Annotated in this window: 21 protein-coding genes; 8 read left to right on the top strand and 13 right to left on the bottom strand. The window is 69.5% G+C overall.

Annotation, left to right across the window (positions count from 1 at the left end):
- A partial coding sequence (locus AB0395_RS43335) for an amidohydrolase (RefSeq protein ID WP_366292665.1) occupies positions 1-1,337 on the bottom strand: 1,337 nt, incomplete at its 3' end.
- A 159-nt stretch (positions 1,338-1,496) separates the two neighbouring features.
- Between AB0395_RS43335 and AB0395_RS43330 the strand changes: the two genes are divergently transcribed.
- A complete protein-coding gene (locus AB0395_RS43330) occupies positions 1,497-2,432 on the top strand; it encodes a TIGR03619 family F420-dependent LLM class oxidoreductase (protein ID WP_366292662.1) in 936 nt (311 codons plus the stop codon).
- Positions 2,433-2,441: 9 nt separating this feature from the next.
- Positions 2,442-3,866, top strand: coding sequence for a gamma-aminobutyraldehyde dehydrogenase (locus AB0395_RS43325; protein WP_366292658.1), 1,425 nt, complete (start codon positions 2,442-2,444; stop codon positions 3,864-3,866).
- 397 nt (positions 3,867-4,263) lie between these two features.
- On the opposite strand, the gene AB0395_RS43320 is transcribed toward AB0395_RS43325, so the two are convergent.
- The 7 genes from AB0395_RS43320 to AB0395_RS43290 form a co-directional block, all read right to left on the bottom strand.
- The gene (locus AB0395_RS43320; RefSeq protein ID WP_366292655.1) at positions 4,264-5,232 is read right to left on the bottom strand and encodes an aldo/keto reductase; all 969 of its coding nucleotides are present in this window, start codon (positions 5,230-5,232) and stop codon (positions 4,264-4,266) included.
- Between the two features lie 30 nt (positions 5,233-5,262).
- On the bottom strand, positions 5,263-6,372 hold the full coding sequence (locus AB0395_RS43315) for a zinc-binding dehydrogenase (protein ID WP_366292653.1): 1,110 nt from the start codon (positions 6,370-6,372) through the stop codon (positions 5,263-5,265).
- 18 nt (positions 6,373-6,390) lie between these two features.
- Positions 6,391-7,263: a branched-chain amino acid ABC transporter permease gene (locus tag AB0395_RS43310; RefSeq protein ID WP_366292650.1), complete on the bottom strand. Its 873-nt coding sequence runs from the start codon at positions 7,261-7,263 to the stop codon at positions 6,391-6,393.
- A 31-nt stretch (positions 7,264-7,294) separates the two neighbouring features.
- On the bottom strand, positions 7,295-8,449 hold the full coding sequence (locus AB0395_RS43305; RefSeq protein ID WP_366292647.1) for an ABC transporter substrate-binding protein: 1,155 nt from the start codon (positions 8,447-8,449) through the stop codon (positions 7,295-7,297).
- A 66-nt stretch (positions 8,450-8,515) separates the two neighbouring features.
- Positions 8,516-10,246, bottom strand: coding sequence for an ATP-binding cassette domain-containing protein (locus AB0395_RS43300; protein ID WP_366292645.1), 1,731 nt, complete (start codon positions 10,244-10,246; stop codon positions 8,516-8,518).
- A 2-nt stretch (positions 10,247-10,248) separates the two neighbouring features.
- The gene (locus AB0395_RS43295; protein WP_366292642.1) at positions 10,249-10,989 is read right to left on the bottom strand and encodes an ABC transporter ATP-binding protein; all 741 of its coding nucleotides are present in this window, start codon (positions 10,987-10,989) and stop codon (positions 10,249-10,251) included.
- Entirely contained in the window at positions 10,986-11,933 is a 948-nt protein-coding gene (locus AB0395_RS43290; RefSeq protein WP_366292639.1) for an alpha/beta hydrolase, read from the bottom strand. The genes AB0395_RS43295 and AB0395_RS43290 overlap by 4 nt, the downstream gene beginning before the upstream one ends.
- Positions 11,934-12,046: 113 nt before the next feature.
- On the opposite strand from AB0395_RS43290, the gene AB0395_RS43285 reads away from it, so the two are divergent.
- Positions 12,047-13,447, top strand: a complete 1,401-nt coding sequence (locus tag AB0395_RS43285) for an amidohydrolase family protein (RefSeq protein WP_366292637.1) — start codon at positions 12,047-12,049, stop codon at positions 13,445-13,447.
- A gap of 208 nt (positions 13,448-13,655) precedes the next feature.
- Here the strand turns inward: AB0395_RS43285 and AB0395_RS43280 are convergent, their stop codons facing one another.
- The gene (locus AB0395_RS43280; RefSeq protein ID WP_366292634.1) at positions 13,656-14,648 is read right to left on the bottom strand and encodes an aldo/keto reductase; all 993 of its coding nucleotides are present in this window, start codon (positions 14,646-14,648) and stop codon (positions 13,656-13,658) included.
- Between the two features lie 94 nt (positions 14,649-14,742).
- Between AB0395_RS43280 and AB0395_RS43275 the strand changes: the two genes are divergently transcribed.
- The gene (locus AB0395_RS43275) at positions 14,743-15,744 is read left to right on the top strand and encodes a methyltransferase (protein WP_366292631.1); all 1,002 of its coding nucleotides are present in this window, start codon (positions 14,743-14,745) and stop codon (positions 15,742-15,744) included.
- Positions 15,741-16,481: an SDR family NAD(P)-dependent oxidoreductase gene (locus AB0395_RS43270; RefSeq protein ID WP_366292629.1), complete on the top strand. Its 741-nt coding sequence runs from the start codon at positions 15,741-15,743 to the stop codon at positions 16,479-16,481. Before AB0395_RS43275 ends, AB0395_RS43270 begins: the two co-directional genes overlap by 4 nt.
- A gap of 157 nt (positions 16,482-16,638) precedes the next feature.
- On the opposite strand, the gene AB0395_RS43265 is transcribed toward AB0395_RS43270, so the two are convergent.
- The 4 genes from AB0395_RS43265 to AB0395_RS43250 all read right to left on the bottom strand — a co-directional run bounded on the left by AB0395_RS43265 (position 16,639) and on the right by AB0395_RS43250 (position 20,514).
- Complete coding sequence (locus tag AB0395_RS43265) at positions 16,639-17,316, bottom strand: GntR family transcriptional regulator (protein ID WP_366292626.1); 678 nt, start codon at positions 17,314-17,316, stop codon at positions 16,639-16,641.
- Between the two features lie 61 nt (positions 17,317-17,377).
- Entirely contained in the window at positions 17,378-18,121 is a 744-nt protein-coding gene (locus AB0395_RS43260) for an alpha/beta fold hydrolase (RefSeq protein WP_366292623.1), read from the bottom strand.
- A gap of 90 nt (positions 18,122-18,211) precedes the next feature.
- Positions 18,212-19,069, bottom strand: a complete 858-nt coding sequence (gene hpaD, locus AB0395_RS43255) for a 3,4-dihydroxyphenylacetate 2,3-dioxygenase (RefSeq protein WP_366292621.1) — start codon at positions 19,067-19,069, stop codon at positions 18,212-18,214.
- Entirely contained in the window at positions 19,069-20,514 is a 1,446-nt protein-coding gene (locus tag AB0395_RS43250) for an aldehyde dehydrogenase family protein (protein ID WP_366292618.1), read from the bottom strand. Before AB0395_RS43250 ends, hpaD begins: the two co-directional genes overlap by 1 nt.
- Positions 20,515-20,686: 172 nt before the next feature.
- Between AB0395_RS43250 and AB0395_RS43245 the strand changes: the two genes are divergently transcribed.
- The 3 genes from AB0395_RS43245 to hpaE form a co-directional block, all read left to right on the top strand.
- Complete coding sequence (locus tag AB0395_RS43245; protein WP_366292615.1) at positions 20,687-22,147, top strand: fumarylacetoacetate hydrolase family protein; 1,461 nt, start codon at positions 20,687-20,689, stop codon at positions 22,145-22,147.
- Positions 22,148-22,195: 48 nt separating this feature from the next.
- Positions 22,196-23,107: a 4-hydroxy-tetrahydrodipicolinate synthase gene (dapA, locus tag AB0395_RS43240; protein WP_366292613.1), complete on the top strand. Its 912-nt coding sequence runs from the start codon at positions 22,196-22,198 to the stop codon at positions 23,105-23,107.
- On the top strand, positions 23,107-24,630 hold a 1,524-nt coding region (hpaE, locus tag AB0395_RS43235; RefSeq protein WP_366292610.1), incomplete at its 3' end, for a 5-carboxymethyl-2-hydroxymuconate semialdehyde dehydrogenase. The genes dapA and hpaE, both read left to right, overlap by 1 nt.

Raw genomic sequence — 24,630 nt, 5'->3', positions numbered from 1 at the left:
TACTCCGAGCGCGCCTTGCCGAGGATGTCGTCCATCATGTCGGCGGTCATCCACTTGATGCCCGGGTTCATGTTCACCGAGTAGCCGTGCGCGGCGAGCTTGGCCAGGCCCTCGGCGGAGACGAAGTCACCGTGGATCAGGTAGTGGCGGGCGTCGGGGCGCGGGTGGACCTGGTTGGCGGCGACGAAGGCGTCGATCACCGCGTCGATGCCCCGGTCACCGGTGACGTGCACGCCGAGCTGGTATCCCGCCTTGTGCGCGTGGCGGATCATCTCCCGCAGCTCCGCCTCCTGCAGGGCGGCGGTCGCGCCGTGCACGCACAGCGAGCCGTATCCTCCCGCGCTGCCGTACGCCTCGTGCATCCAGGCGGTCTCGTTCGGCGGGACGCCGTCGGCGAAGATCTTCACACCGATCACCGAGAGCCGGTCCGGGTCAACGTCCTCGGGCACGCCCAGGCCGTCGAGACCGGCGACCAGGTCGTCCGCGGAGCCGCCGATGGCGGCGGGCAGCAGCAGGACCCTGACCCTGGCGGCCAGTTCCCCGGCACGGGCCAGCTCGATGTAGGCCTCCAGCGACTCGGTGCTGAGGCCGCCGCCGAGGATCTGGGTGCCGCCGGGGCCGAGGCCCGGCTCGGTGTAGCTGGTGATGCCCTCCGCGTGCAGCGCGGCGACGGCCGAGCGGATGGCCTCCTTGCGCTGCTCGACGTCCGCGGGCGGGATCAGGTCCTGTACGAAGGCCTGGGCGGCCTCCTTCAGGATGCCGGTCGGCTCGCCGGCCGCGTCGACGTCGATCACTCCGCCGGGAGGCGCCACGGTCTCGCGGGTGATCCCGGCGACCTCGAGGGCCTTGGAGTTGACCCACAGCATGTGCGCGGAGAAGTCGGTCAGCGCGACGGGGTGGTCGGGGGAGACCGCGTCCAGGTCGCTGCGGTGCGGGCGGCGGCTCGGGTCCGCGAGGACCTCCGCGAGGTAGCCGAGGTCCCAGCCGAGGCCGGTGATCCACTCTCCCGCAGGGGTGGTCTCCGTGGCCTGCCGTACGGTCTCGACGATGTCGGCGATGGACTCGACGGCGGGGGAACCGACGCTGAGCGCGAACGGCGGCCTGGTGAGGCCCCAGGCGGCGCCGTGCAGGTGCGAGTCGTTGATGCCGGGCAGGAGCGTACGGCCCGCGAGGTCGATCACCCGGGTCTCCGGCCCGGCCAGCGCCTCGATCTCAGCGGTCTCGCCGACGGCGAGAATGCGCCCGTCCCGTACCGCCACCGCCCGCGCGACGGAGAAGTCGGCGTCGACGGTCAGGACGTCGCCGTTGACCAGGATCAGGTCCGCTGGGTGGGACATCGTCGGCCTCCAAGGGTTGTTTGGATGAATGTATGGACCCAAATGACCCCTCGTCAATGGGGGGTTTTGCAGCTCACGGCGTACAAGTCTTGCCAACGCCGACCCTCGCGGCATATCGTTTGGGTCCAAATATTTGGAACGACAGGCGGAGGCGCGGCTGTGGCGACCCCGAAGATGCTGCTCATCCTCAGCGAGAACTGGACGATGACGCCGGGCGACGACCTGGCCTCCGTCGTCCGGTGGGCCCGCGAGGCGGAGGACGCCGGGTTCGACTCGGTGATGCTCAGCGAGCACGTGGTGCTGGGCCCCGACTCTGGCGCGCTGGGCGTGATGCCCAACCCCAGAGAGTATGCCCTGCCCGGCAACCAGGACCCCGCGACCTCGTGGCCGAACTCGATCGTACTGCTCAGCGCCATCGCCGCGGTGACCAGTCAGATCCGGCTGGTCGCCGGGGCGATCCTGGCCCCGCTGCGCCACCCGTTGCTGCTCGCCAAGGAGATGGCCACGCTGGACCGGCTCAGCGAGGGCCGCCTGGTGGTGCTCCCCACGGTGAGCTGGAGCCGCGACGAGTACGCCGCCCTCGGTGTGCCGTTCGACAGGCGCGGCAAGCTGCTCGACGAGCACCTGGCCGCCTGGGAGCTGCTCTGGCAGGAGTCCCCCGCGAGCTTCGACGGCGAGTACTACCCGTTCAAGGACGCCTACCTGGAGCCGAAGCCCTTCCGTCCCGGCGGCCCGACCCTCTGGTTCGGCGGCCAGAGCCTGCACGGCCCCCTGCTGCGCCGCATCGTCCGCTACGGCCACGGTTTCAACCCGCTCGGCAGGCCGAAGCCCGAGGAGCTCGACCTGCTCGCCTCCGCGATGCGCGAGGCGGGACGCGACATCTCCGAGCTGGAGATGATCGGCGGCACCCGTGCGATCTTCCCCGACAACGACTCGGTCGCCGACCTCGACCGGGCGCTGGAGACCATCCCCGACCAGATGGCCCAGGGCTTCGACACCTTCTGCATCAAGCCCTCCCAGTTCACCGACGACCCGCACGACGTCGCGGACTTCTGCCGCCGGGTGATGACCCGCGTCGAGTCCCTCACCAGCTAAGGAGACGCCATGGACACGCTGCGCAACGTGATCGGCGGACAGAGCCTGGACCCCGCCTCCGGCGAGTGGATGGACCTCGTCGACCCGGCCACGGAGAAGGTGTACGGCCGCGCCCCGCGCTCCTCGGCCGAGGACGTCTCCGCCGCGGTCACGGCGGCCTCCGAGGCCTCCAGGGCCTGGCGCAGGAGCACCCCGGCCAGGCGGCAGGAACTGCTGCTCGAGCTCGCCCGCCTGATGGAGGACAACCTCGACGCGCTGACCGACGCCGAGGTCCGGGCGACCGGCAAGCCCAGGGGCACCACCCGCCGTGTCGACGTCCGCGGGTCCGTCGACGCCATCCGCTACTTCGCCGGGGCGGCCCGGGTCCTCGAGGGCCTCGGCGCGACCGAGTACGCCGAGGGGCACACCTCGTTCGTCCGGCGCGAGCCGATCGGCGTCGTCGCCCAGGTGACCCCGTGGAACTACCCGCTCATGATGGCCGCGTGGAAGATCGGCCCCGCCCTGGCCGCGGGCAACACCCTGGTCATCAAGCCCGCGGACAGCACGCCGGGCTCGACCGTGCTGCTCGGTGAGCTGTGCGCGAAGGTGTTTCCTCCGGGGGTCGTCAACGTCATCTGCGGTGACCGCGACACCGGGCGGGCGCTCGTCGAGCACCCCGGCGTCGAGATGGTGGCCATCACCGGCTCGACCCGCGCCGGGATGGAGGTCATGAAGTCGGCCGCCGACGACCTCAAGGACGTCCACCTGGAGCTGGGCGGCAAGGCCCCCGCCGTGGTCTTCGCCGACGTCGACGTCGAGTCGGCCGCGCGTTCGGTCGCGGAGGCCGCGTTCTTCAACACCGGCCAGGACTGCACGGCCGTCACCCGCGTACTGGTCGAGGCGGCGATCCACGACCGGTTCACCGAGGCCCTCGCCGAGGCCGCGGCGGCGCTGACCGTCGGCGCCCCCGACGAGGAGGGCGTCTTCCTCGGTCCCTCGAACAACGCCGCGCAGGCCGATCGGGTCGCCGCCTTCGTCGAGGCGCTGCCTGAGCACGCCCGCGTGGTCACCGGCGGCCGGCGCCTCGAACGGCCCGGCTACTTCTTCGCCCCGACCGTGATCGCCGGGGTGCGGCAGGACGACGACGTCGTGCAGCAGGAGATCTTCGGCCCCGTGGTGACCGTCCAGTCCTTCGCGGACGAGCAGGAGGCGGTCGAGCTCGCGAACGGCGTCCCCTACGCCCTGGCCGCCAGCGTCTGGACCCGCGACACGGGCCGCGCCATGCGGCTGACCGCGGCCCTGGACTTCGGCGCGGTCTGGGTCAACTGCCACCAGGTGATCATTCCCGAGCTGCCGCACGGTGGCTTCAAGCACTCGGGAACCGGCAAGGACCTGTCGCGGTACGGCTTCGACGCCTACACCCGGATCAAGCACGTGATGATCAGCCACTCCTGAAGCCGATCCTGACGCCGAAGGCGCGTCCGCGGCACGGTGACCGAACGGTTCCCGCGCCGCGGACGCGCCTTTCGCGTCATAGGACGGCCACCGCGGCTTTCCGGCCGCCCCGCATGCCCGGGAACGCCGGAACACCGGCTCCTCGGAACCACCGGGCCCAGAACGCGAAAAGCCCGCCTCGGACCGCCTCACCGCGCCGCACCGCGAGAGGAGGCGAGCCGAGACGGGCGGCTCCCAAAAGGCCGTGGCCGGTCCGTACGGACCGGTCACGGCCTTGTTTGCGCTCAAATGGGGCTGAGAGGGCCACAGACGGCTTCCCACAGACCGTCACGGGCCCTTCAGAGCCCCAGGACCTGCCAGGGGCCGACGACTCACCTCGCCGGCCCTGGGAAGCGGCTCAGGGGCCTTCCGGGTTCACCACGTCGCCGTCGACCCAGAAGGGGGCGAGCAGCTCGCGCAGGCGCTCGGAACCGACCCGGTCGAGCAGTTCCAGCGCGGCGACGTTGTCGACGAGCTGCTGCATCCGGCTCGCCCCGAACAGCACGGTGCTGACCGAGGGGTGCGTCAGGGTGAACGCGACACAGAGCTGGGCAGGGGTCACCTCCAGCTCCGCCGCGACCGCCGCGATGCCGTCGGCCGCCTCGACGATCCGCTCGCGGACGCTGCCGGGGTCACGGCCGATCTCGCGGGCGGGGTTCTTGTTGCCCGCGAGGATCCCGCCTTCGAGGACGTCCGAGGCCTGCATGGTGATGCCCTCGGCGAACACCTGCGCGAACGGCGCCCCGTCCGGGATCGACCTGCGGCACGGGCTGTACTTCAGCTGCGCGATCTGCGGCCCGGGCGAGCCCGCCTGGATGGCGTGGTCGCGGATCGTCCTGATCGCGGTCGCCGACCAGTTGTTCACACCCCAGCACCCGATGATCCCGTCGACCTCCAGCTCGGCGAGGTCGACGGCGAGCTTGTTCAGGTCGAGGTCGTCACGGCGGATGTCCCCGAGGATGACGAGGTCCGCCCTGTCGGTCCCGACCCTGAACAGGGCCCGCTCAAGCTGCTCCCGCAGAGACATCTCCGGGTACGGCTCAAGCCACAGCTTCGCCGACAGCAGGTAGTCCTCCCTGGCGATCCCCGCGGCCCGGACGATCGCGGAGAACAGCACGTCGGTGAAGACCGGCGGGTGCCCGGGGAACCCGTACACACCGACGTCGAACAGGTTGATGCCCAGGTCCACGGCGTGGCGGACCATGGCCACCGAGTCCTCGAAGGCCATCCGGTCGTAGGTGTGCCAGGACCCCAGGGACAGGACGGAGACATCGGGACCGTGGGTCCCGACCCTGCGGAGGGGAACAACCTTCTTAGGCGTGGACATCGAACTCCTCGATGAATATGTGGATGGCTGTTAGGGAAGCCACGGGTGGACGACGGCCTTGACCTGCTCAAGGCGCGACATGGACTCCAGCGCGGCCGAGGCCCCGCTGAGCCCGACCGGCTCGCTGAACAGCTCGTCCCAGGGGAAACGCGACTGCGTCGAGCGCAGGAACTCGATGGAGTTGTAGTAGTCGCCGACGTCGCCGTTGAGCGACCCGAGCACGTTCAGCTCCTTGCCCATGATCGTCCCGAGGGAGATCGGGTCAGGACGGGGGCCGGTGCTGCCGACGATGACGAACGTGCCGCCCCAGGCGGCCAGGTCGACGGCCTCGGCACCCACACCGGGGGCTCCGGCGACATCGATCACCAGGTTGGCGCCCCGGCCGCCGGTCGCCTCCATGACGGTGGCGCGGCGGCTGTCGGCGTCGCCGTCAAGGCCGATCGTCACGTCGGCGCCGAAGCGCTTGGCCAGCTCCAGCCTGGAGTCCGGCGCGCCGACGGTGATGACCGTACCGGCGCCGGAGGCGCTGGCCACCGCGGTCGCGACGATGCCGAGCGCGCCCGCCCCCTGGACGAGGACGGTCGAGCCGAGACGGACACCGCCCGCCCTGTCGAAGGCGTGCAGGACCGTCTTGACGGCGCAGCCCGCGCTGGCCGCCCAGGTGTCCTTGACGTCCTCGGGGAGGATGTACTTCTGGGCGGTCGGCGTGACGTAGTCGTACTCGGCGAGCCCGGCGGTGGAGTGAGGCCACCTGTCGGACCGCTGCAGGAACCCGTAGCCCCGGTTGGAGCAGGCCACGGGGTTGCGGATCACCGTACAGCCGTAGCAGTAGCCGCAGGTGGACTCCGACCAGCCGATCCGGGCGCCGACCTCGACGGGGCGTCCGAGGGCGTCGACGGTGCCCGGGCCGACGGCCACGACCGTTCCGATCATCTCGTGGCCGAGCACCATCGGGAGCATGCCGGGGAACGACATGCCACCGCTCCAGATATGCACGTCCGTGGCGCACAGGGTGGCGCAGTCGACCTTCACGATCGCGCCGCCCGGCTCGCACTGCTCGGGGAGCGGGAGCTCCTCGATGACGAGCGGCTCCCCGTGGGCGCGTAGGACAGCGGCCCGCGTGGATGTAGGAACTGACATACGATGATCTCCGATTCGCTATCTGCTGTGAGCGGTGTCCCAGACCTCGTTACGGCTGCGCCACCACAGCAGCACCAGGATCACGAGGAAGGGAACGACTCCCCGGTACTTCTGGATCTCGTCCAGCGACGCGGCGAAGCCCTCCAGGAGACCCATGAGCACACCGCCCAGAAGGGTCAGGGGCAGGCTCCTGAAGGAGCCGACCATCGCCACGGCCAGGGCCGTGGTGACCAGCCCGCTCAGGGTGGAGAAGTCTCCGCCGAGGCGGGGCGCCACCAGCAGGATCACCAGCGTGCTGATGGCCCCGATGGAGGCCCAGACCGCGATGGCCAGCCGGGGCGCCGGGATGCCGACCACCTGGGCGGTGGCCGGACGCTCCGACAGAGCCTGCAGGCGCAGGCCGACGGGCGTCCGGCTCAGCATCAGCCCGACGCCCACGGTGATGAGCGCCGCGAAGGCGAGCGAGACCAGCACCGACTGGGGCACAACCACGTCGCCCAGGGTGAAGGCGGGTGCGTCGAACACGGTCGGGAACCGCCTGGCCCCCGTCGACGTGCTGCCGAACAGGCGCAGGCCGATCGCCCCGATGGCCACGAAGAGGGCCACGGTGACGGCTGCCTTGGTGCGCTCGTTGTGCTCGCCGAACCAGCGGACGAGCCCCGCGCCGATCAGGGCGGACAGCAGGGCGCCCGCCACGGCGCCGATGAGCAGCGCGAGCGGCCAGGGCAGCCCCGCGTCCATCAGCGACACCATGATGAAGGCGCCCATCGCGCCCACACCCGCCATGGCGAAGTTGACCACGGCGACGAGCCGGTAAGTCAGCACGACGCACAGGCCCAGCAGGGCGTAAACGCCACCGCTTGTCAGGCCCGCGACCACGGAATTCAACATAGGACACCCACCTCCTGGGGCTCCTGAAAGATCAGTGCTTGCCGGGGACGATGAAGCCCTCGGGAAGGACCTTCCACTTGCCTGCTTCGACCTTGACGAACCGGCTGCCCTGGATCGGGCTGTGCGCCTCACCCGAGCCGAAGACCCACGGGGTGCCGACCATCGGGTAGTCGATGGCCTTCATGTTCTTGAACGCCTCGGTGACGGACTCGCGGGTGATGTCACCCTTGATCGTCTTGAGCACCTGGACGAACAGGTCGGCCGCCATGACGCCGCCCTGGCTGAACGCCGTCTTCTGGATCTTGTTCTCGTCGATGATCTTCGCCCAGCGCTCGTTGCCGGGGAGGGTCTCGTCGGTGTACGGCTGCCACTCGGTGCCCGCGTAGACGTTGAGGCCGTCCGGGATGACCTGGGCGTTGGCGTCGGTGTAGCTGTTGGCGGCCACGATGAAGTCGACGTCCTGCATGCCCTGCGTCTTGGCCTGGGCGAACCACGGGCCGACGGTGGCGTTGTACAGGATCGCCTGGCAGCCGGCGGCCTTGGCCTTGACCAGGTACGGGGTGGGGTCACCCTGGCCGACCGAGGTGTCCTTGACGGTCAGCTGCTTGCCGGTGATGTCCGTCCACTCCTTGATGGCGGCGTCGATGCCGCCACCGCTGCCCGGAAGCACGGTGTAGTACATACACACCTTGTCGTGCTTGAGGGTCTCGGAGGCGTAGTAGAGCATCGCCGTGATCAGCTTGAACGGGCCCGGGTTGACCGGGGCGATGTTCGGGCTGGTGAAGCAGGCGGGGTCGACGCCGATGGCCGGCATGGAGATGATCCCGGCGTTGCTGTAGGTGGCGCGGTTCAGGCCGCAGTCCACCGCGCTGGAGGAGCCGACGAGCGCCACGACGTTCTCGGACTCGAGAAGCTCCAGGGCGGCCTCGGTGGACCGCTGCGGGTTCATCGCGTCGTCCTTGCTGATGAGCTCAAGCTGGCGGCCGTTGACGCCACCCGCCTTGTTGACCTCGTCGAAGACCGCCTTGACCGCCTGGGGGACCTCGGGGGTCTGGAACAGGCCGGTGACGCCGTTGATCGAACCGATCTTGATCGGGCCTGCCGTACCCGAGTCGCTGCCGGAACAAGCCGCGCTGGCCAGGGCCAGGGCGGCGACCGCCACGACGCTGGTGAGGGAACGCTTCATTACTGCACTTCCTTGGGGCTGGGGGAAGAGGGGGGGTGGGGGTAGGGGATGGGGGATAGGGGACGGTTATCCGAGGGGAACGTCGGCAGTGCCGAGGTAGGCCGCCATGACGGCCGGGTTGTCGAGCACTTCCTGTGTGGATCCGGACGCGATGACGTGTCCGAAGTCGAGAACGGTCACCTGGGCGCACGCCGCACGGACCAGCTCCATGTCGTGCTCGACGAGGAGGATGGAGACACCGTAACGGGAGGGCACCTCGGCGAGCCTACGGCCAAGCTTGAGCGACTCAGCAGCCGACTGCCCGGCGGCGGGCTCGTCGAGCAAGGCCACCTTGGGCTTCGCCGCGATGGCGGCGGCCACGTCGAGCAGACGGCGGCTGCCGACGTCCACGATGGACACCGGAACCTCTCCGGGCGGGCACCCGAAGAAGTCGAGCAGGTCGTCGGCCTCCTCCTTGGACAGCTTCCGGTTCGCGCCGATCGCCAGGTACTCGTACTGGGTCAGCTCGGGAGCGATCACCGTGGTCTGGAAGGTACGGCGCAGGCCGCTGCTCGCCCGCGCGCTCGGGGTGAGCTTGTCGAGCGACCTGCCCTCCAGCTCGACGGTTCCCTCGTAGGAGTGAAGGAATCCGCTGACCGCGGCGATGAAGGTGGACTTGCCCGCACCGTTGGGGCCGATGAGCCCGACGACGCCGCCGGAGGGGACGGTGAGGTCGATGCCGTCGAGCGCCACGACCTCGCCGTACTTGACGGTGAGACCGCGCACGCTGAGGGCGGCCTTGTCGCTCGCGGGGGCGGGCGGCGGGACCAGGGGGGCGGCGAGGCCGGAGTCCTTCGGCTTGTCCGGGAGGCTCTCGAGCAGCTTGCGTGCGGCGGCCTCCCGCTTGCGGGCCCGGGTGAAGTCGGTCTGGCTGACGCCGCTGCGCAGGGCGAAGATGGCGGACAGGCCGAACAGGATGCCACCGAGGTCCTGGGGCAGCTTGAGCTTCTCCAGGATCGTCGCCATCACCGCGCCGAAGATGCCGCCCATGAAGGCGCCCTCGGGGTTGTGCGGGCCGATGAGGATGGCCACCGCGAAGAGCGCGAGCGACTGCCCCATGGAGAAGTTGCTCGAGACCACGAGGCCGAGCTGGCCCGCCATCAGGCCACCGCCGATGCCGGCGATGAAGGCGCTGATCGCGAACGCGGCGAGCTTGCTGCGCGCGACCGAGATGCCGTGCGCGGCGGCGGCCCGCTCCGAGTAGCGGATCTCCAGCCAGGACATGCCGAGCCGGGTCCGGTTGAACAGGGCGAGCCCGAGGGCCAGCACCATGAAGACGATCACGACCAGGACGAAGTAGCCGCCGTTGGTGTGGAACAGGCCGGGCCGGGTCAGCGTCTTCAGCTCGGAGGTGCCGGGGAACTGGTTGGCGTTGAGCACGATGTCCATGGAGACCGCGAAGCCGAAGGTGACGACGGCGAGGTTCACTCCACGGATGCGCAGGGCCGGAAGGCCGATGGCGACACCGATGGGGACGGCGGCCAGACCACCGAGGACCAGCCAGACGATGAAGCCGCCCGGCGCGTCGGCCAGGTTCAGGCGGAGCACGACCCACGCGCCGATCGCCGCGAAGGACATCTGACAGAGGGACATGACGCCGGCCCTGCCGACGATCACGCCGTAGCTCTGCATGATCACCGAGCTGACCACCGCGGTGATCGCGAGGTAGACCCAGTACGACGGCAGCAGGTTGGGCACGATCACGCAGGCCGCCACGGCGGCGGCCAGGGCGATCCCCCACGAACGCTTGTCGAGCATATTCACCGGTTCTCGCCCCCAGCCTCGATGCCGGCGGCCGCTGGCATGGCGCCGAAGTAGAACTCGTGCAGTCGCTCCGAATCGCCCCTGATCTCGTCGCACTGGCCGTCGAACACGACGCGGCCCTTGCGGAGCACGTAGGCGTTGGCGCCGATCTCGAGCGCCAGGTTCGCGAACTGCTCGATGAGCAGGACCGCGATGCCCAGGCCGACCAGGTCCTTGACCGCGTGCATGAGACGGCGGACGACCACGGGTGCCAGACCCAGGGACATCTCGTCGATGAGTACGATCTTGGGGTCGGAGATCAGCGCACGACCGAGGACGAGCATCTGCTGCTCGCCGCCGGACAGGTGACCCGCCTGGAGCGTGCGGCGCTTCTGCAGCTCGGGGAAGAGCTCGTAGACCGTCGACAGGTCACCGCTGCCCGACCGGGAGACGAGCAGGTTCTGCTCGACGGTCAGCGTGCGGAAGACCGTACGCGCCTGCTCGACGTATCCCAGGCCCGCCTGGGAGCGCTTGTAGATGGGGAGCTTCTCGATCGGGGCACCGGCGAGCTGGATCGTTCCCGAGGTCACGGGGGCCAGCCCTGCGATGCCGTCCATCAGAGTCGTCTTGCCCGCGCCGTTGGCGCCCAGCACTACCGTGACCGTGCCAGGCGCGACCTTGAGGGAGACGTCGTGGACGATCGGGGTCTCACCTCGGTTGATACTGACGTCCTTCAGGGAGAGGACTTCGCCGCTCATTGAGCGCCTTTCACATAGGCGGATCGCAGTGCCTCGACGACACGGTTGGTGACACCGCTCACCCCGGCCAGCTCGACCGTGAGCAGTCCGAAGAAACCGTGGATCATGCCGTCGAAGATGACGAGTTCGACCTGGTTGCCCGCGGCCTTGAGCGCTTCGGCGTACTCGACGCCCTCGTCGCGGAGGACGTCGTACTCGGCCTCGAGGACCAGCGCGGGCGCCAGGCCCGACAGGTCCTTCGCGCGGAGCGGCAGGAGGTAGGGGTCGTCGAGGTCACTCGCGTTACGGGGGTACTGGGTGAAGAACCAGTCCATGCCTTCCTTCGAGAGGAAGTATCCCTCCGTGTAGTCACGGTAAGAGGCGCGGCCGTCGTCCGGGTGGCCCAACACGGGCGAGACGAGCACCTGCAGGGACAACTGGGGGCCACCGAGGTCGCGGGCCTTGAGCGCGACGACGGCGGCCAGGTTACCGCCCGCGCTCTCGCCACCGACGGCGATACGCGACGGGTCGACCGAGAGCTGCTCGGCGTTCTCGTGAACCCAGAGGAGTGCGGCGTACGCGTCGTCCGCGGCCGCGGGGAAGGGGTTCTCCGGCGCGAGCCGGTAGTCGACGGAGACGACGACGGCATTGGATGCAACGCAGACGGCCCGGCAGGAGACCTCGTTCTCGTCGAGGGAGCCGATGGTCCATCCGCCACCGTGGAACCAGACGAAGGCGGGGAAGGGGCCTTCGCCCTCTGGCGTGTAAACGCGCACGGGGACGTCTCCGGCGGGGCCGGGGAAGGTGGTGTCGACGACACCGCCGACCGGCTGAAGATCGTCAGGCATGGTCCAGGCAAGGCGGAATCCCTCGCGCATCGCCGCCGCGTCAAGCTGGGGGGCCTCGCCCTGTTCCTGAACGCCGTTGCGGTCGATTATTCTCTGCGCCTCGGGATGCAGGGGCATGAGGTTACCTCCGGGGGCCCGAGTGCCCTCCCGGAGGTTCAGGCACTCGCAAATCGTATCCGATTCCATGTACGTTATGCGGGTCCAAATGACGTGTCTAGTGTGATGGTGAAATGTTGCCTAACGATTCGAGGCACGACGCCGATCTGGCGGACGTGGTCATGACCGGCGGCAAGGTGCACACCGTCGACGCCGCCGACACTTTGGCGGAGTCGATCGCGATCACCGGTGGCCGGATCGCCCGAGTAGGAACAGAAGATGAAATTTCATCCCTGATCGGTCCCGGTACCCGCGTCATCCCGCTGCGTGGAAGATCGGTCCTTCCGGGGATCAACGACTCCCACCTCCACGGCGTGTGGCTCGGCCAGATGTGGCCGTCCCTGCTGATGGACCAGCTGGCCGCCGGGCACCACGACCACGGAGGCGGAGGCGGAGCCCCCGCCCGGCTGGACACCCGCGAGGCGAGACGCGGCGCGATTCTGCGCACAGCGGAACTGCTGTCCTCACTCGGGATCACGAGCTACACCGAACCGGGCCTCGGCCCGGGCGAGGACGAGGGGCCGAGCGGCTGCTTCGGTTCCGCGGCGCTGCGCGACTACGCGGACCTCGCGGCAGAGGGACGGCTCAACGCGCGGGTGACCGCCCTCATGCTGTTCGGCGAGCTGGACGGCGCGAGCTCGCTGTCCGGGGTGCTCGACGGGCTGCGCGACTTCGTACCGCCCGCGGACGTGCCCGGCTGGTTCCGCGTCGCGGGAGTGAAGATCTTCGGTGACGGCATCCCGCCGATGCGCAACGCCTGGATGGACGAGCCGTACAACGACGGCACGCACGGCGGTCTGCTGGTCGAGGGGGCGTCCGAGGCCGAGCGTGAGGCCAATCTCATCGCGATGATCGAGGCGGCACACGCGGCGGGACACCAGGTCGCCGTGCACGCGACCGGCAGCAGGACGACCAGGACGGTGACGGACGCCTTCCGCACGGCTGCTTCCAGAGACGGTCGCGACGCGAGGCACTACATCATCCACGGCGACGTGATCTCCTCCATGACCCTGGCCACGATGGCGGCCGCCGGCATCGGCCTGAACACCCAGGTCGGCATCCCTGTGGCGACTGAGCATATGTTGCTCGACGCACTGGGTGAGGACATCCTCCCCCAGACGTGGCCGACCCGTGACGCACTGGACATCGGGGTGAAGCTCTGCCTCAGCTCGGACGCCCCCGTGCTCACCCCCGACTGGCGGGTCGGGATCGCCGCCGCGGTGACCCGGCGCGGCCTGGACGGCGGGGTGCGCGGCGCGGCCCAGCGACTGGCGCTCACCGAGGCCCTGCGCGCCTACACCATCACCCCGGCGTGGCAGGACGGGGCGGAGTCGTGGAAGGGATCGCTTGAGGCGGGCAAGGTCGCCGACCTGTGCGTCCTCGAGGCCGACCTGCTGGAGATCGAGGCGGACGCCCTTCCGCAGGTCCCGGTGAGCCTGACCATGGTGGACGGCCGCATCGTCCACGAGCTCTGAAAGGCCGGAGGACACGACGCCAGGGAGCATCCGGAAAGCACTGCGGACCGGCCCGCGAACTCGCGGGCCGGTCCATCGCCGTGCGGGCGCCCCCCGGCCACAGGAACGGCCCAGTCCGGATCAGCGGCCGGATCCGCGCACGGGTCAGGCCGGTTCCGACCGTGCTGGTCGGAAACCGGCCGGACAGGTGTCCCCAGGCCTGTTCGATTCAGGCCTTGTTCGGAGCGTCGGTTCCCCACGACGCCTCGGGGTGCACCACGTCCTTGTCGATCCACAGCCCCTCGACCGCGGAGCGCAGCTCGTCGCCGTGCCGTTCCAGCAGGTCAAGCGCGCCCAGGTTGTCGTCGAGCTGCTGGCGGCTGCTCGCGCCGAAGAGCACGTTCGCCGCGGCGGGGTGGGTCAGGGTGAAGGCGATGGCGAGCTGGGCCGGGGTGGCCTCGAAGCTCTCCGCGACCCGCTGCACCTCGGGGAAGGAGTCACGGATCCGGTCACGGATGCCGCCCGGGTCCGCGCCGATCTTGCGCTGCGGGTTCAGCTTGCCCGCGAGGATCCCGCCCTCGAAGACATCGGAGGCCTGCAGCCCCAGACCGCCCTCGGTGAACAGCCGGCCGTACGGCTCGCCGTCCGGCACGGAGCGGCGGGCGAGGCTGTACTTGAGCTGCGCGAAGGACGGCGGCTCCATGCCCTCCGCGATGGCGAAGTCACGCGCGAGCCACAGGTCGTCGGCCGACCAGTTGTTCACGCCCCACGTCTCGAAGCGGCCCGCCCTGACCAGCTCGGCCACGTCGGTGACCACGGCGCGGATGTCCAGCTCGCCGAAGAAGTCGCCGACCACGACGGAGTCGGCCCTGTCGGTGCCGATCCGCGACAGCGAGACGTCGATCTGCTCGGCGAAGGAGGACTGGGGATACTCCCAGAGCCAGAGCTTGCCGCACAGGAGGTAGTCCTCCCTGGCGACGCCCGCCTCGACGACGGCCTTGCCGAAGATGATGTCGGTCACCGCGTTCTCCGCGTGCGGACCGAAGTTGTAGTGGGCGACGTCGAAGAGGTTGACGCCGCGGTCGACGGCGTAACGGATCAGGGCGACCGCGTCGTCCGTCTCCATGCGGTCCCAGGTGTTCCACGAACCGAGACCGAAGACCGGCACCAGGGGGCCACGCTCACCGAGCCGACGCCGGGGGACCTGACCTGAGAACTCCATCGAGAACCTCCGATGTCGATGTGCGACCCCTGGTCGCTGCCTGGTGAATCGTATAGTATTCCTAATATTGTTTGGAATCAAAGGAGCGCATCGTATGTCGCCTCACTCGGACAGCACCTCGTCCGCGAGCCCCTCGAAGATCGTGGATGTGGCCATCGGCTATATGGCCGCCAAGCAGCTCTTCGCCGCGAGCGAAGCAGGCCTGTTCGCCGCGCTGGCCGAAGGCCCCGCGACGGTCGCTGAAATCTCCGCCCGCACCGGGCTCCCCGAGCGCACGGCGCGGATCCTCGCCGACGCGATGTCGAGCCTCGACCTCCTGACCCGCGCCGACGGTGTGTACACCAACTCCCCCTCGACCGCACGTTACCTGGCGGGCTCGGCCGACGACGTCGACCTCCGCACCTTCCTGGCCTTCCTCGACGCGATCAGCTACGGCCACTGGCTCGGCTTCGGCGAGACCGCCCGCACCGCCGAGCCGCGCGAGCTGGACTTCTCCGGTGAGCGCATGGGCTCCTTCATGGGCGGCGTCATGACCTACAACGCGCTGCACGCCAAGATGCTCGCCGAGAACTTCGACTTCTCCCCCTACAAGCGGGTCCTGGACTTCGGCGGCCTGTCCGCCTCCTTCCTGATCGAGGCCCTGGCTGCCAACTCCGAGCTGAGCGGCACGTTCTTCTCCGGCGGCCCGCTCGTCGAGTCGGCCAAGGGCGTGCTGGCCGAGGCCGGCGTGGGCGACCGGGTCGAGATCGTCGAGGGCGACATCCTCGAGGGCGACATCCCCACCGGCTTCGACCTGGTGCTCCTTGAGCACGTGGCGCACCGCTACGACGACGAGCAGAACAAGCTCATCGCCAAGCGGGCCCGCGAGGCCGCCGCCCCCGGCGCCAAGCTCCTGCTGCTCGACTTCTTCCTCGACACCGACGACAAGCAGCGCACCATCGACGCGCTGCACGCCGGTGAGTACCTCGTGATCGACGGCACCATCGTCTACCCCGAGGACCAGGTCCGCGGCTGGCTCACGGAGGCCGGTTGGGAGCCCATCGAGACCCGCGCGCTGCCGGGCAGCCCGCGCATCATCATCGCGGAAGCCCGATGAGCACCACCGGACGCGTCGTCCTGGTCACGGGTGCCGCGAGCGGCATCGGCGAGGCCATCGCCGAGGCGTTCGCCGCCGCCGGTGACCGGGTCGTGGTCGCCGACGTCAACCGCGCCGCGGCCGACGAGGTCGCCGCCAAGCTGGGCGCGCTGGCCGTCACCCTCGACGTCACCGACCCCGAGACGGTCACCGCCGCGCTCGACGAGGTGACCGAGAAGCTCGGCCCGGTCGAGGTCCTGGTCAACAACGCCGGACTCGTCGCGGGCGGCGGCACGCTCGTCGACCTCCCCTTCGAGGTCTTCGACACGGTGGTCGCGGTCAACCTGCGCGGCACCTTCACCGTCACCAAGACGGTCGCGGCGCAGATGATCAAGAACGGCAACGGCGGCGCCATCGTGAACATCAGCTCGATCGGTGCCCGCCAGCCCACGCCCGGCCTGGGCCACTACGAGGCCACCAAGGCCGCCGTGGACGCCCTCACCCGGACCAGCGCCATCGAGCTGGCCTCCTACGGCATCCGCGTCAACGGCGTGGCCCCCGGCCCGGTGCACACCCCGATGACGGCCGTTCTGATGGAGAACCCGCAGGCGCGGGAGGCCTGGGAGTCCCGCATCCCGCTCCGCAAGATCGCCACGACGGCGGACATCACGCCGCTGGTGCTGTTCCTGGCCTCCTCGGCCGCCGGTCACATCACCGGCACCGTGGTCCAGGTGGACGGCGGCCAGCTGCTGGTGTGACCCGAAGACGACAGGACCCGGCGCACCGTGGGGGGGCGCCGGGTCCTGTTTATTGCGTGCGTGTTTGCGACGCTTTCGGCGTCGCGGCTTGAGAGGCTTTGGTGTCTTCCCTCGCGATTCGAGAGCGCCCAAGCCCGCGCCACCGAAGGCGGCGCAATCAGACGGGCGTGACGTGGGCGTTGTGAAGTGCCTCCGCGGTGGCGATCTTGTGGGCGCAGGCCACCCGCTCGATCTCCTCCGCCGGGGCGCCCATCGCGATCAGGTCCAGCATGTGCTCGTGCTCGACGACGGAGCGGCGGGCCCGCCCCGGGACGTAGGTGAAGCTCGAGCGCCTCATGTGGTCCAGGCGCGCCCACTCCGACTCCAGTAAATTTGCCAGGTGGTCGTCCGGGCAGTACTGGTAGATCGAGAAGTGGAACTTCCGGTTGAGCGCGGTGAAGGACGTCGGGTCGAACTCCTCGAGCGCCTCGACCATGCGGGCGTTGATCTCCCTCGACGCCTCGATCTGCTCGGGCGACATGAGCGGCGCGGAGATCGCCGTGGCGTAGCCCTCAAGGCGGGCCAGGACGTTGAGCGTGTGCTCGACCTGGGTCGAGTCGAAGACGGCCACGCGCGCGCCGATGTTGCGCACGACCTCGACGAGGCCCTCGGACTGCAGCCTGCGCACCGCCTCGCGCAGCGGGATCGTGCTGACCCCGGTCTCCCTGGCCAGCTGGTCCATGACCAGCCGATAGCCAGGGCCGTACGTGCCGTCAAGAATTCGCGAGCGTAACAGTCCGTAACTGAGCTCCGCCTTGGACTCCTTGGCCTTGGCGGGCTTCTTGACGACTCTCACCGGTGTCCCCTCACTCTCGGCCATCGGCCGCTGCCCGGGCCGATGGCCGTCTCCCTGACGGTCACTGACCCAGGGCCCTCACGACGGTGCCGCGGAACTCGGCACCGGCGAGCACGCCGAAGTGGTCACCCGGGACGGTGACCAGCTCCGCTCCACCCACCAGATCGACGATACGCTCGATTCCGCGTGTCATCATGTCGTCCTGGCCGACCACGAAGACCGGCGGGGTCTGTCCGGGCCATTCCTTCGGCTCGAACGGCGTCGCGGCCAGGCCCTCGACGACCAGCACGAGGCCGGGCGCCCGCTCGGGGCCGCGGGAGCCGACCATGCCCGCGATCATGCCGGTGAACGGGTCCTCGGGCTGGACGCCCTCGGCGACCGCCCTGTGGAGCGCGGCGATGTCCACCGCGGCGAACGGCTCGACGGGGCTGAGTCCGCCGAGAACGACCTTGCGCACACGGTGCGGGGCCGCCTCGGCGACCGCCCAGGCGAGCCGGGCGCCCAGCGAGTACCCCACGAGGTCGAACGTCTCCACGCCCGCCTCGTCGAGCACGGCGAGGATGTCCTGGGCCTGCGCCCCGGCGACGGTCTCGGCGGCCGAGGCGGGGGCCGGGCTGTCGCCGTGCCCGCGAAGGTCGACCACGACGGCGGTGCGTCCCGCCTCGTTCAGCGCGGCGACGGTCCCCGTCTCGACCCAGTCGCCGTTGCCGGTTGAGGCGATGCCGTGCAGGAGGAGCACGGGCGGCAGGTCGACGGGACGGTCAGAGGGGAAAACACGGGAGGCCAAGCCCTGTCGATCCTGCATCGGTGACGAACTCCTCAACGAGTCTTTTCACATACGATTTCTTATCGTACTGTACGCCTCCATTGTCCGCCGGGAGGCGGCGGCATCCTGTCAGCCGACCGCGGTGGGCAACGGGAAGTCGACGACGACCTGGCCGGTGCCGCTGCTGCCGAAGTAGGGACACAGCTGCTCGCCCTTGCCGGTGTAGCCGTCCCAGCCCAGGAGGCCGAAGAGCATGGCGGTGTCGGCCATTGCGCCCTCGCCCGTGCACCGCTTGTTGTAGTCGGGGAGCATCTCGAGGAACTCGGCGGCCCTGCCCTGCGTCCACATGTCCAGGACGGCCGCGTCCACCTGGCGGTTGATCTCACTGCTCACGTCGTCGAGCATCGACTCGGCGATCTCGTTGGCCGGGAAGGCGTGTGACAGTGAGCCGCTGGCCAGGAAGGCCACCTTGCGGTCGCTGCGCTCGATGGCCCGCATCAGGGCCTCGCCGATCCTGCGGTTCTCCTCGATCGTCGAGTACATGTTGCAGCCGATCGGCAGCACCCGGATGGAGGATTCCTTGTTCATGAAGTACATCGGCACCAGGGTGGCGTACTCAAGGCCCAGGTCGTTGTAGGTGTGGACACGCGCCTTCTGGCCGCCCGCGACGATCTCCTCGCGGACCAGCTCGGCCAGCTCGGGGTCGCCCGGGTAGTCGTAGGCCAGGTCGTGGATGAAGTGCGGGAGCTCGTGGCTGACGTAGGTGGCGTGGTGCCGGTCCTTGCCGTTGAGGTGGAAGCCGATGCTGTTCAGCCAGTGGGAGTCGGCCACCAGGAAGGTGTCGGCCCCGCGCTCGTGGGCCCGCCTGCCGACCTCCTCCAGCGCCAGCTCGGCCTTCCTCCGGATACCGAAGTGCTTACCGGGTTGAATTGACAGCCAGATCGACGGCACATGCGTGATCTTGGCCGCCATGACGAGCTCTCCCATTACGACCCTCCCAGGTGTGTCCAGACGCCCTTGACCTCTGTGTAGGCGTCGATGGCGTACGGTCCCATCTCCCGGCCCCAGCCACTGGCCTTGAATCCGCCCCAGGTGGTGGCGGCGTCCGGGACATGGATCATGTTGATGAAGACGGCTCCGGCCCTGATCCTGGCCGCCAGGCGGTGGGCGGTGGACAGGTCCTTGGTCCAGATGGAGGCCGCCAGGCCGTACTCCGAGTTGTTGGCACGATCCACGATCTCATCGGGGTCGTCATAGGAGAGTACCGGGATGACCGGCCCGAACACCTCCTCCCTGGCGATGGCCATCTTCTCGGTGACCCCGGCGAAGACGGTCGGCTCGTAGAAGAAGCCGTCGGAGAGCGGCCCGCCCGCGCGCCTGCCGCCGGTCACGAGTTCCGCGCCCTCGTCACGGGCGCCGCGCACGTAGGAGTCGACCTTGTTCAGGTGCTCCTCGCTGACCAGGGGGCCGAGCTGTGACGCGGGGTCGAGCCCGGGGCCGAGGGCGAGCGCGGAGGCCGCGGCGGCCATCTTCTCGGTGAACTCGTCGGCCCGCCTGCGGTCCACGTAGAAGCGCGAGTAGGCGGCGCAGACCTGGCCGCTGTTGAACAGCGCGCCCTGCACGTTGCCCGCAACTGCGGCGTCGATGTCGGCGTCGGCGGCGATGATGCTCGGCGTCTTGCCGCCGAGCTCCAGGGTGAGCCGCTTGAGGTTGCCCGCGCTCGCGTGCACGAGCTTGCGGCCGACGGAGGTCGAGCCGGTGAAGGAGACCTTGTCCACGTCGGGGTGCTCGGCAAGGGCGGCGCCCGTCGTGGGGCCGCCGGTCAGCAGGTTGACCACGCCCGCGGGGAAGCCCGCGCGCTCCATCAACTCGACCAGCATGACGGTGGACAGCGGGGTCTGCTCGGCGGGCTTGATGACCACGGTGTTGCCGCAGGCCAGCGCGGGGGCGAGCTTCCAGGCCGCGATCATCAGCGGGAAGTTCCACGGCGTGATGAGCGCGCAGACGCCCACCGGCTCGCGCCTGGTGTAGTGCAGGGTGTCGGGGAAGGAGACCGGCAGCACCGATCCCTCGATCTTGGTGCACCACCCGGCGAAGTAGCGGAAGTGCTCGGCGGCCCCGGGGATCGTGACACCCTTGGCGATGCCCAGCGGCTGCCCGTTGTCCCGCGTCTCGAGCTCGGCGAGCTCGTCACCGGCCTCCTCGATGAGGTCGGCCACCCGCCACAGTAAACGCGCCCTGGCGGCGGCGGGCATGTCGGCCCACTCAGGGTCGGTGAGCGCGGCGCGGGCCGCGGCGACCGCGCGGTCGACGTCGGCCACACCGGCTTCGGCGCACTCCTCGAACACCGAGCCGTCTGCCGGGTTCAGGGTCGTGAAGGTGGCACCGCTCTCCGCGGGACCCCACTTTCCTCCAATGAACAGGTCCGTCATCTCTTCGATCTCCTCGGGTCGGCCTCGCGTCTCGCAGCCTCCGGCAACGGGGCCCGCGAGCCCGGACGTCTCCAAATCATGTATGAATTCAAATATCTTTGTCTATAGCCCCACATGGCCAAATCGCGTATCATCCAGGATGTCGTATACGATTTGAAGCAAGGGAGGTGCCGTGGAGCACCCGCTCGGCCTGGCACCAGGAAAGATCGTCGCGGTCCACCTCAACTACCGCAGCCGCGCGGCCGAGCGCGGACGCACACCGGCCGTCCCCTCCTACTTCGTCAAGCCCACCTCGTCGCTGTCCTGGTCCGGACGCCCCGTGGTACGGCCTGCGGGCTGCGAGCTGCTGGCCTTCGAGGGCGAGATCGCCATCATCATCGGCTCGCGGGCGCACCGCGTCTCCCGTGAGCGCGCTCTCGACCACGTCGCCGGGTACGCCGCGGCCAACGACTTCGGAGTCTACGACTTCAAGCACGCCGACCTCGGCTCCAACCTCCGCGCCAAGGGCCAGGACGGCTACACGCCCATCGGCCCGGCGATCCTGCGCACCGACGACCCGTCGAAGCTGTGGCTGCGCACGTACATCAACGGCGAGCTGGTCCAGGAGGCGTGCACCGACGAGCTGCTGTTCGGCTTCGACCTGCTGATCGCGGACCTGTCGCGGCTGATGACGCTCGAACCCGGCGACATCATCCTCGCGGGCACCCCGGCGGGCTCCACGGTCGTGCAGCCGGGAGACGTCGTCGAGGTCGAGCTTGAGGACACCGGCAGGCTCCGCAACGAGATCGTCGCCGACGACCACGAGCTGGCCGCGTACGGCGTCCAGCCCAAGATCACCGATGAGGTCCGCGCCGCCGCCTACGGCTCCGCGGGCGCCTCCGCCGCGGCCGAGACCCCCGCCGAGACCTCCGCCGAGACCGGGGACGCCGTCTCCGCCCTCCTCGGTGAGGAGACCGTCGCGGCTCTGCGCTCCGTCTCGACGGCGACGATCTCCTCGCAGCTTCGCAAGCGCGGGATCGACCACCACTTCATCGAGGGCGTCAAGCCCGCCAGGCCCGACCTGCGCATGGTGGGCATCGCCCGTACGCTGCGCTACCTCCCCCTCCGCGAGGACGTGTTCGCGGAGATCGGCAACGGGATGAACGCGCAGAAGCGCACCGTCGAGGAGATCCAGCCCGGCGAGGTCCTGGTGATCAGCGCGCGGGGCGAGCACGGCTCCGGCACGCTGGGCGACATCCTCGCGCTGCGCGCCCTGCGCCGCGGCGCGGTCGGGGTCATCACCGACGGCGGCCTGCGCGACAGCCCCTCCTTCGCCAACCTGGAGCTGCCCTCCTACTATGCGGTCGCGCACGCGGCCGTGCTCGGCCGCAGGCACGTCCCCATGGACTCGCAGATCCCGGTGGACTGCGGTGGCGTGCTGGTCATGCCGGGCGACGTCCTGGTCGGCGACGCCGAAGGCGTGGTCGTCATCCCGCCGCGCCTGGTCGACGAGGTCGCCCGCGACTCCGCCAAGCAGGAGAAGGAGGAGCGCTTCATCTACGAGCGGGTCGACGAGGGCGCCTCGGTCGACGGGCTCTACCCGATGAACAAGGCCTGGCGTCAGGTCTACGAGGAGCAGGAACGCGCCGAGTAACGCCGGATCCCGCGAAGACCGTGTTGAAGCAGTACAAGGAGTGATCACATGAAGTTCCGTTCGGACCCGGCGAGCATACGCGGGTCCCTGGCCCCGGTGGTGACGCCGTTCACCGCGACCGGTGAGCTCGACCTCGACTCGCTGCGGGCGCTGGTGCGCTGGCAGCTCGCCCAGGGATCCCACGGCATCTCGATCGGCGGCTCGACCGGCGAGCCCGGCGCGCAGAGCATCGACGAGCGGATCGCGGCGATGGCCGCGGTCGCCGAGGAGACCGGCGACCGGGTGCCGTTCCTGCCCGGCACCGGCTCCGCCAAGCTTGACGAGACGCTGAGGCTGACCGCGGAGGCCGAGCGCCTCGGCGCCGACGCCGCCCTCGTCATCACCCCGTACTACGCGCGGCCGACCCAGGAAGCGCTCTACAGCTGGTACTCCACGGTCGCCAAGGAGTTCCCCAGCCTGCCGATCGTCATCTACAACGTTCCGTCGCGGACCGCGGTCGACATCGCCCCCGAGACCGTCGCCAGGCTCCGTTACGCCCACGACAACATCGTGGGCATCAAGGAGACCACGAAGGACTTCGAGCACTTCTCCCAGGTGCTCCACAAGTGCGGCCGTGACTTCCTGATGTGGTCCGGCATCGAGCTGCTCTGCCTGCCGCTGCTCGCGATCGGCGGCATCGGCTTCGTGAGCGCGGTGGCCAACCTCGCCCCGGCCGCCGTGGCCAAGATGTACACCGCCTACGTCGAGGGCGACCACCAGACCGCCCTCGACCTGCACTACGCCCTGCACCCCCTGGTCGAGTTGCTGTTCGTTGAGACGAACCCCGCCCCCGCCAAGTGGGTCTTGGAACAACGCGGTCTGATCGCCTCCGGTCATGTCCGCCCGCCGCTGATCACTCCCACCGACGCGGGGATCAAGCGGATCAACGAACTGCTGGCCCAGAGTGAGGGAGTGGCTTGATGAATCTGCAGCACTACATCGGCGGGGAACACGTCCCCAGCGTCTCCGGCGCGACGTTCACCGCCCTCGAGCCCGCGACCAACGAGGAGTACCTCACGGTCTCCGCCGGTCAGGCCGAGGACATCGAGGCCGCGGTCGCCGCGGCCGGCAAGGCCTTCACCGAGGGCCCCTGGCCGAAGATGCCCGCCCAGCAGCGCGCCACCATCCTGCGCAAGATCGCCGACGCGATCGAGAAGCGGGACGACCAGATCGCCGCGCTGGAGTGCCGTGACACCGGCCTGCCGATCACCCAGGCACGTGGCCAGGCCCACCGCGCCGCGCAGAACTTCCGTTTCTTCGCCGACGTGATCACCACCCTGGGCGAGGACGTCTACCGGGTCGCCTCGGCCCAGCTGAACTACGTGATCCGCAAGCCCATCGGCGTGGCCGGTCTGATCACCCCGTGGAACACCCCGTTCATGCTGGAGACCTGGAAGCTCGCGCCCGCGCTCGCGGCCGGCTGCCCGGTCATCCTGAAGCCCGCCGAGTGGTCCCCGCTCTCCGCCAGCCTGCTGCCGGAGATCATGGAGGAGGCGGGCGTGCCCGCCGGTGTGTTCAACATCGTGCACGGCATCGGTGAGGAGGCGGGCGCCGCGCTCGTCGCGCACCCCGACGTGCCGATCATCTCCTTCACCGGAGAGACCACCACCGGTCAGATCATCATGCGCAACGCCGCCGACAACCTGAAGACCCTGTCGATGGAGCTGGGCGGCAAGTCCCCGCTGCTGGTGTTCGACGACGCCGACCTCGACCGGGCGCTCGACGCCGCGGTCTTCGGAGTCTTCTCCCTGAACGGCGAGCGCTGCACGGCCAGCTCGCGTGTCCTGGTCCAGGACACGATCTACGAGGAGTTCGTCCAGCGGTTCGCCGAGCGCGCCTCCCGCGTGAAGGTCGGCTCCCCCGACGACCCGGCGACCGAGCTGGGCGCGCTGGTCCACCCCGAGCACTACGCCCGGGTCATGGAGTACGTCCAGATCGGCATCGACGAGGGCGCCCGCCTGGTCGCCGGTGGCTCGCGCCCCGACCACCTGCCGGTCGGCAACTTCCTGTCGGCCACGGTGTTCGCGGACGTCTCGCCGAAGATGCGGATCTTCCAGGAGGAGATCTTCGGCCCGGTCGTGTGCGTCACGCCGTTCTCCACGGAGGAGGAGGCGCTGGAGCTGGCCAACGACACCCGGTACGGCCTGGCCGCCTACCTGTGGACGAACAACCTGCGCCGCACGCACAGGCTCGCCCAGCAGATCGAGTCGGGCATGCTCTGGGTGAACTCCCAGAACGTCCGTGACCTGCGCACCCCCTTCGGCGGCGTCAAGGCCAGCGGCCTGGGCCGTGAGGGTGGCAAGCACAGCATCGACGTCTACACCGAGTCGCACATCGTTCACGTGGCGACCGAGGATCTGCCGATCTCGCGGTTCGGCGGGTTAATGGGTCATCGCGAGCAGTACCCCGACCGCGATCGCGACAGTGGCGGCGACGGCCAGCTG

The sequence above is a fragment of the Streptosporangium sp. NPDC051023 genome (genome assembly GCF_040689595.1).
Lineage (GTDB): Bacteria > Actinomycetota > Actinomycetes > Streptosporangiales > Streptosporangiaceae > Streptosporangium.
This window is presented reverse-complemented; position numbering and strand designations above follow the sequence as displayed.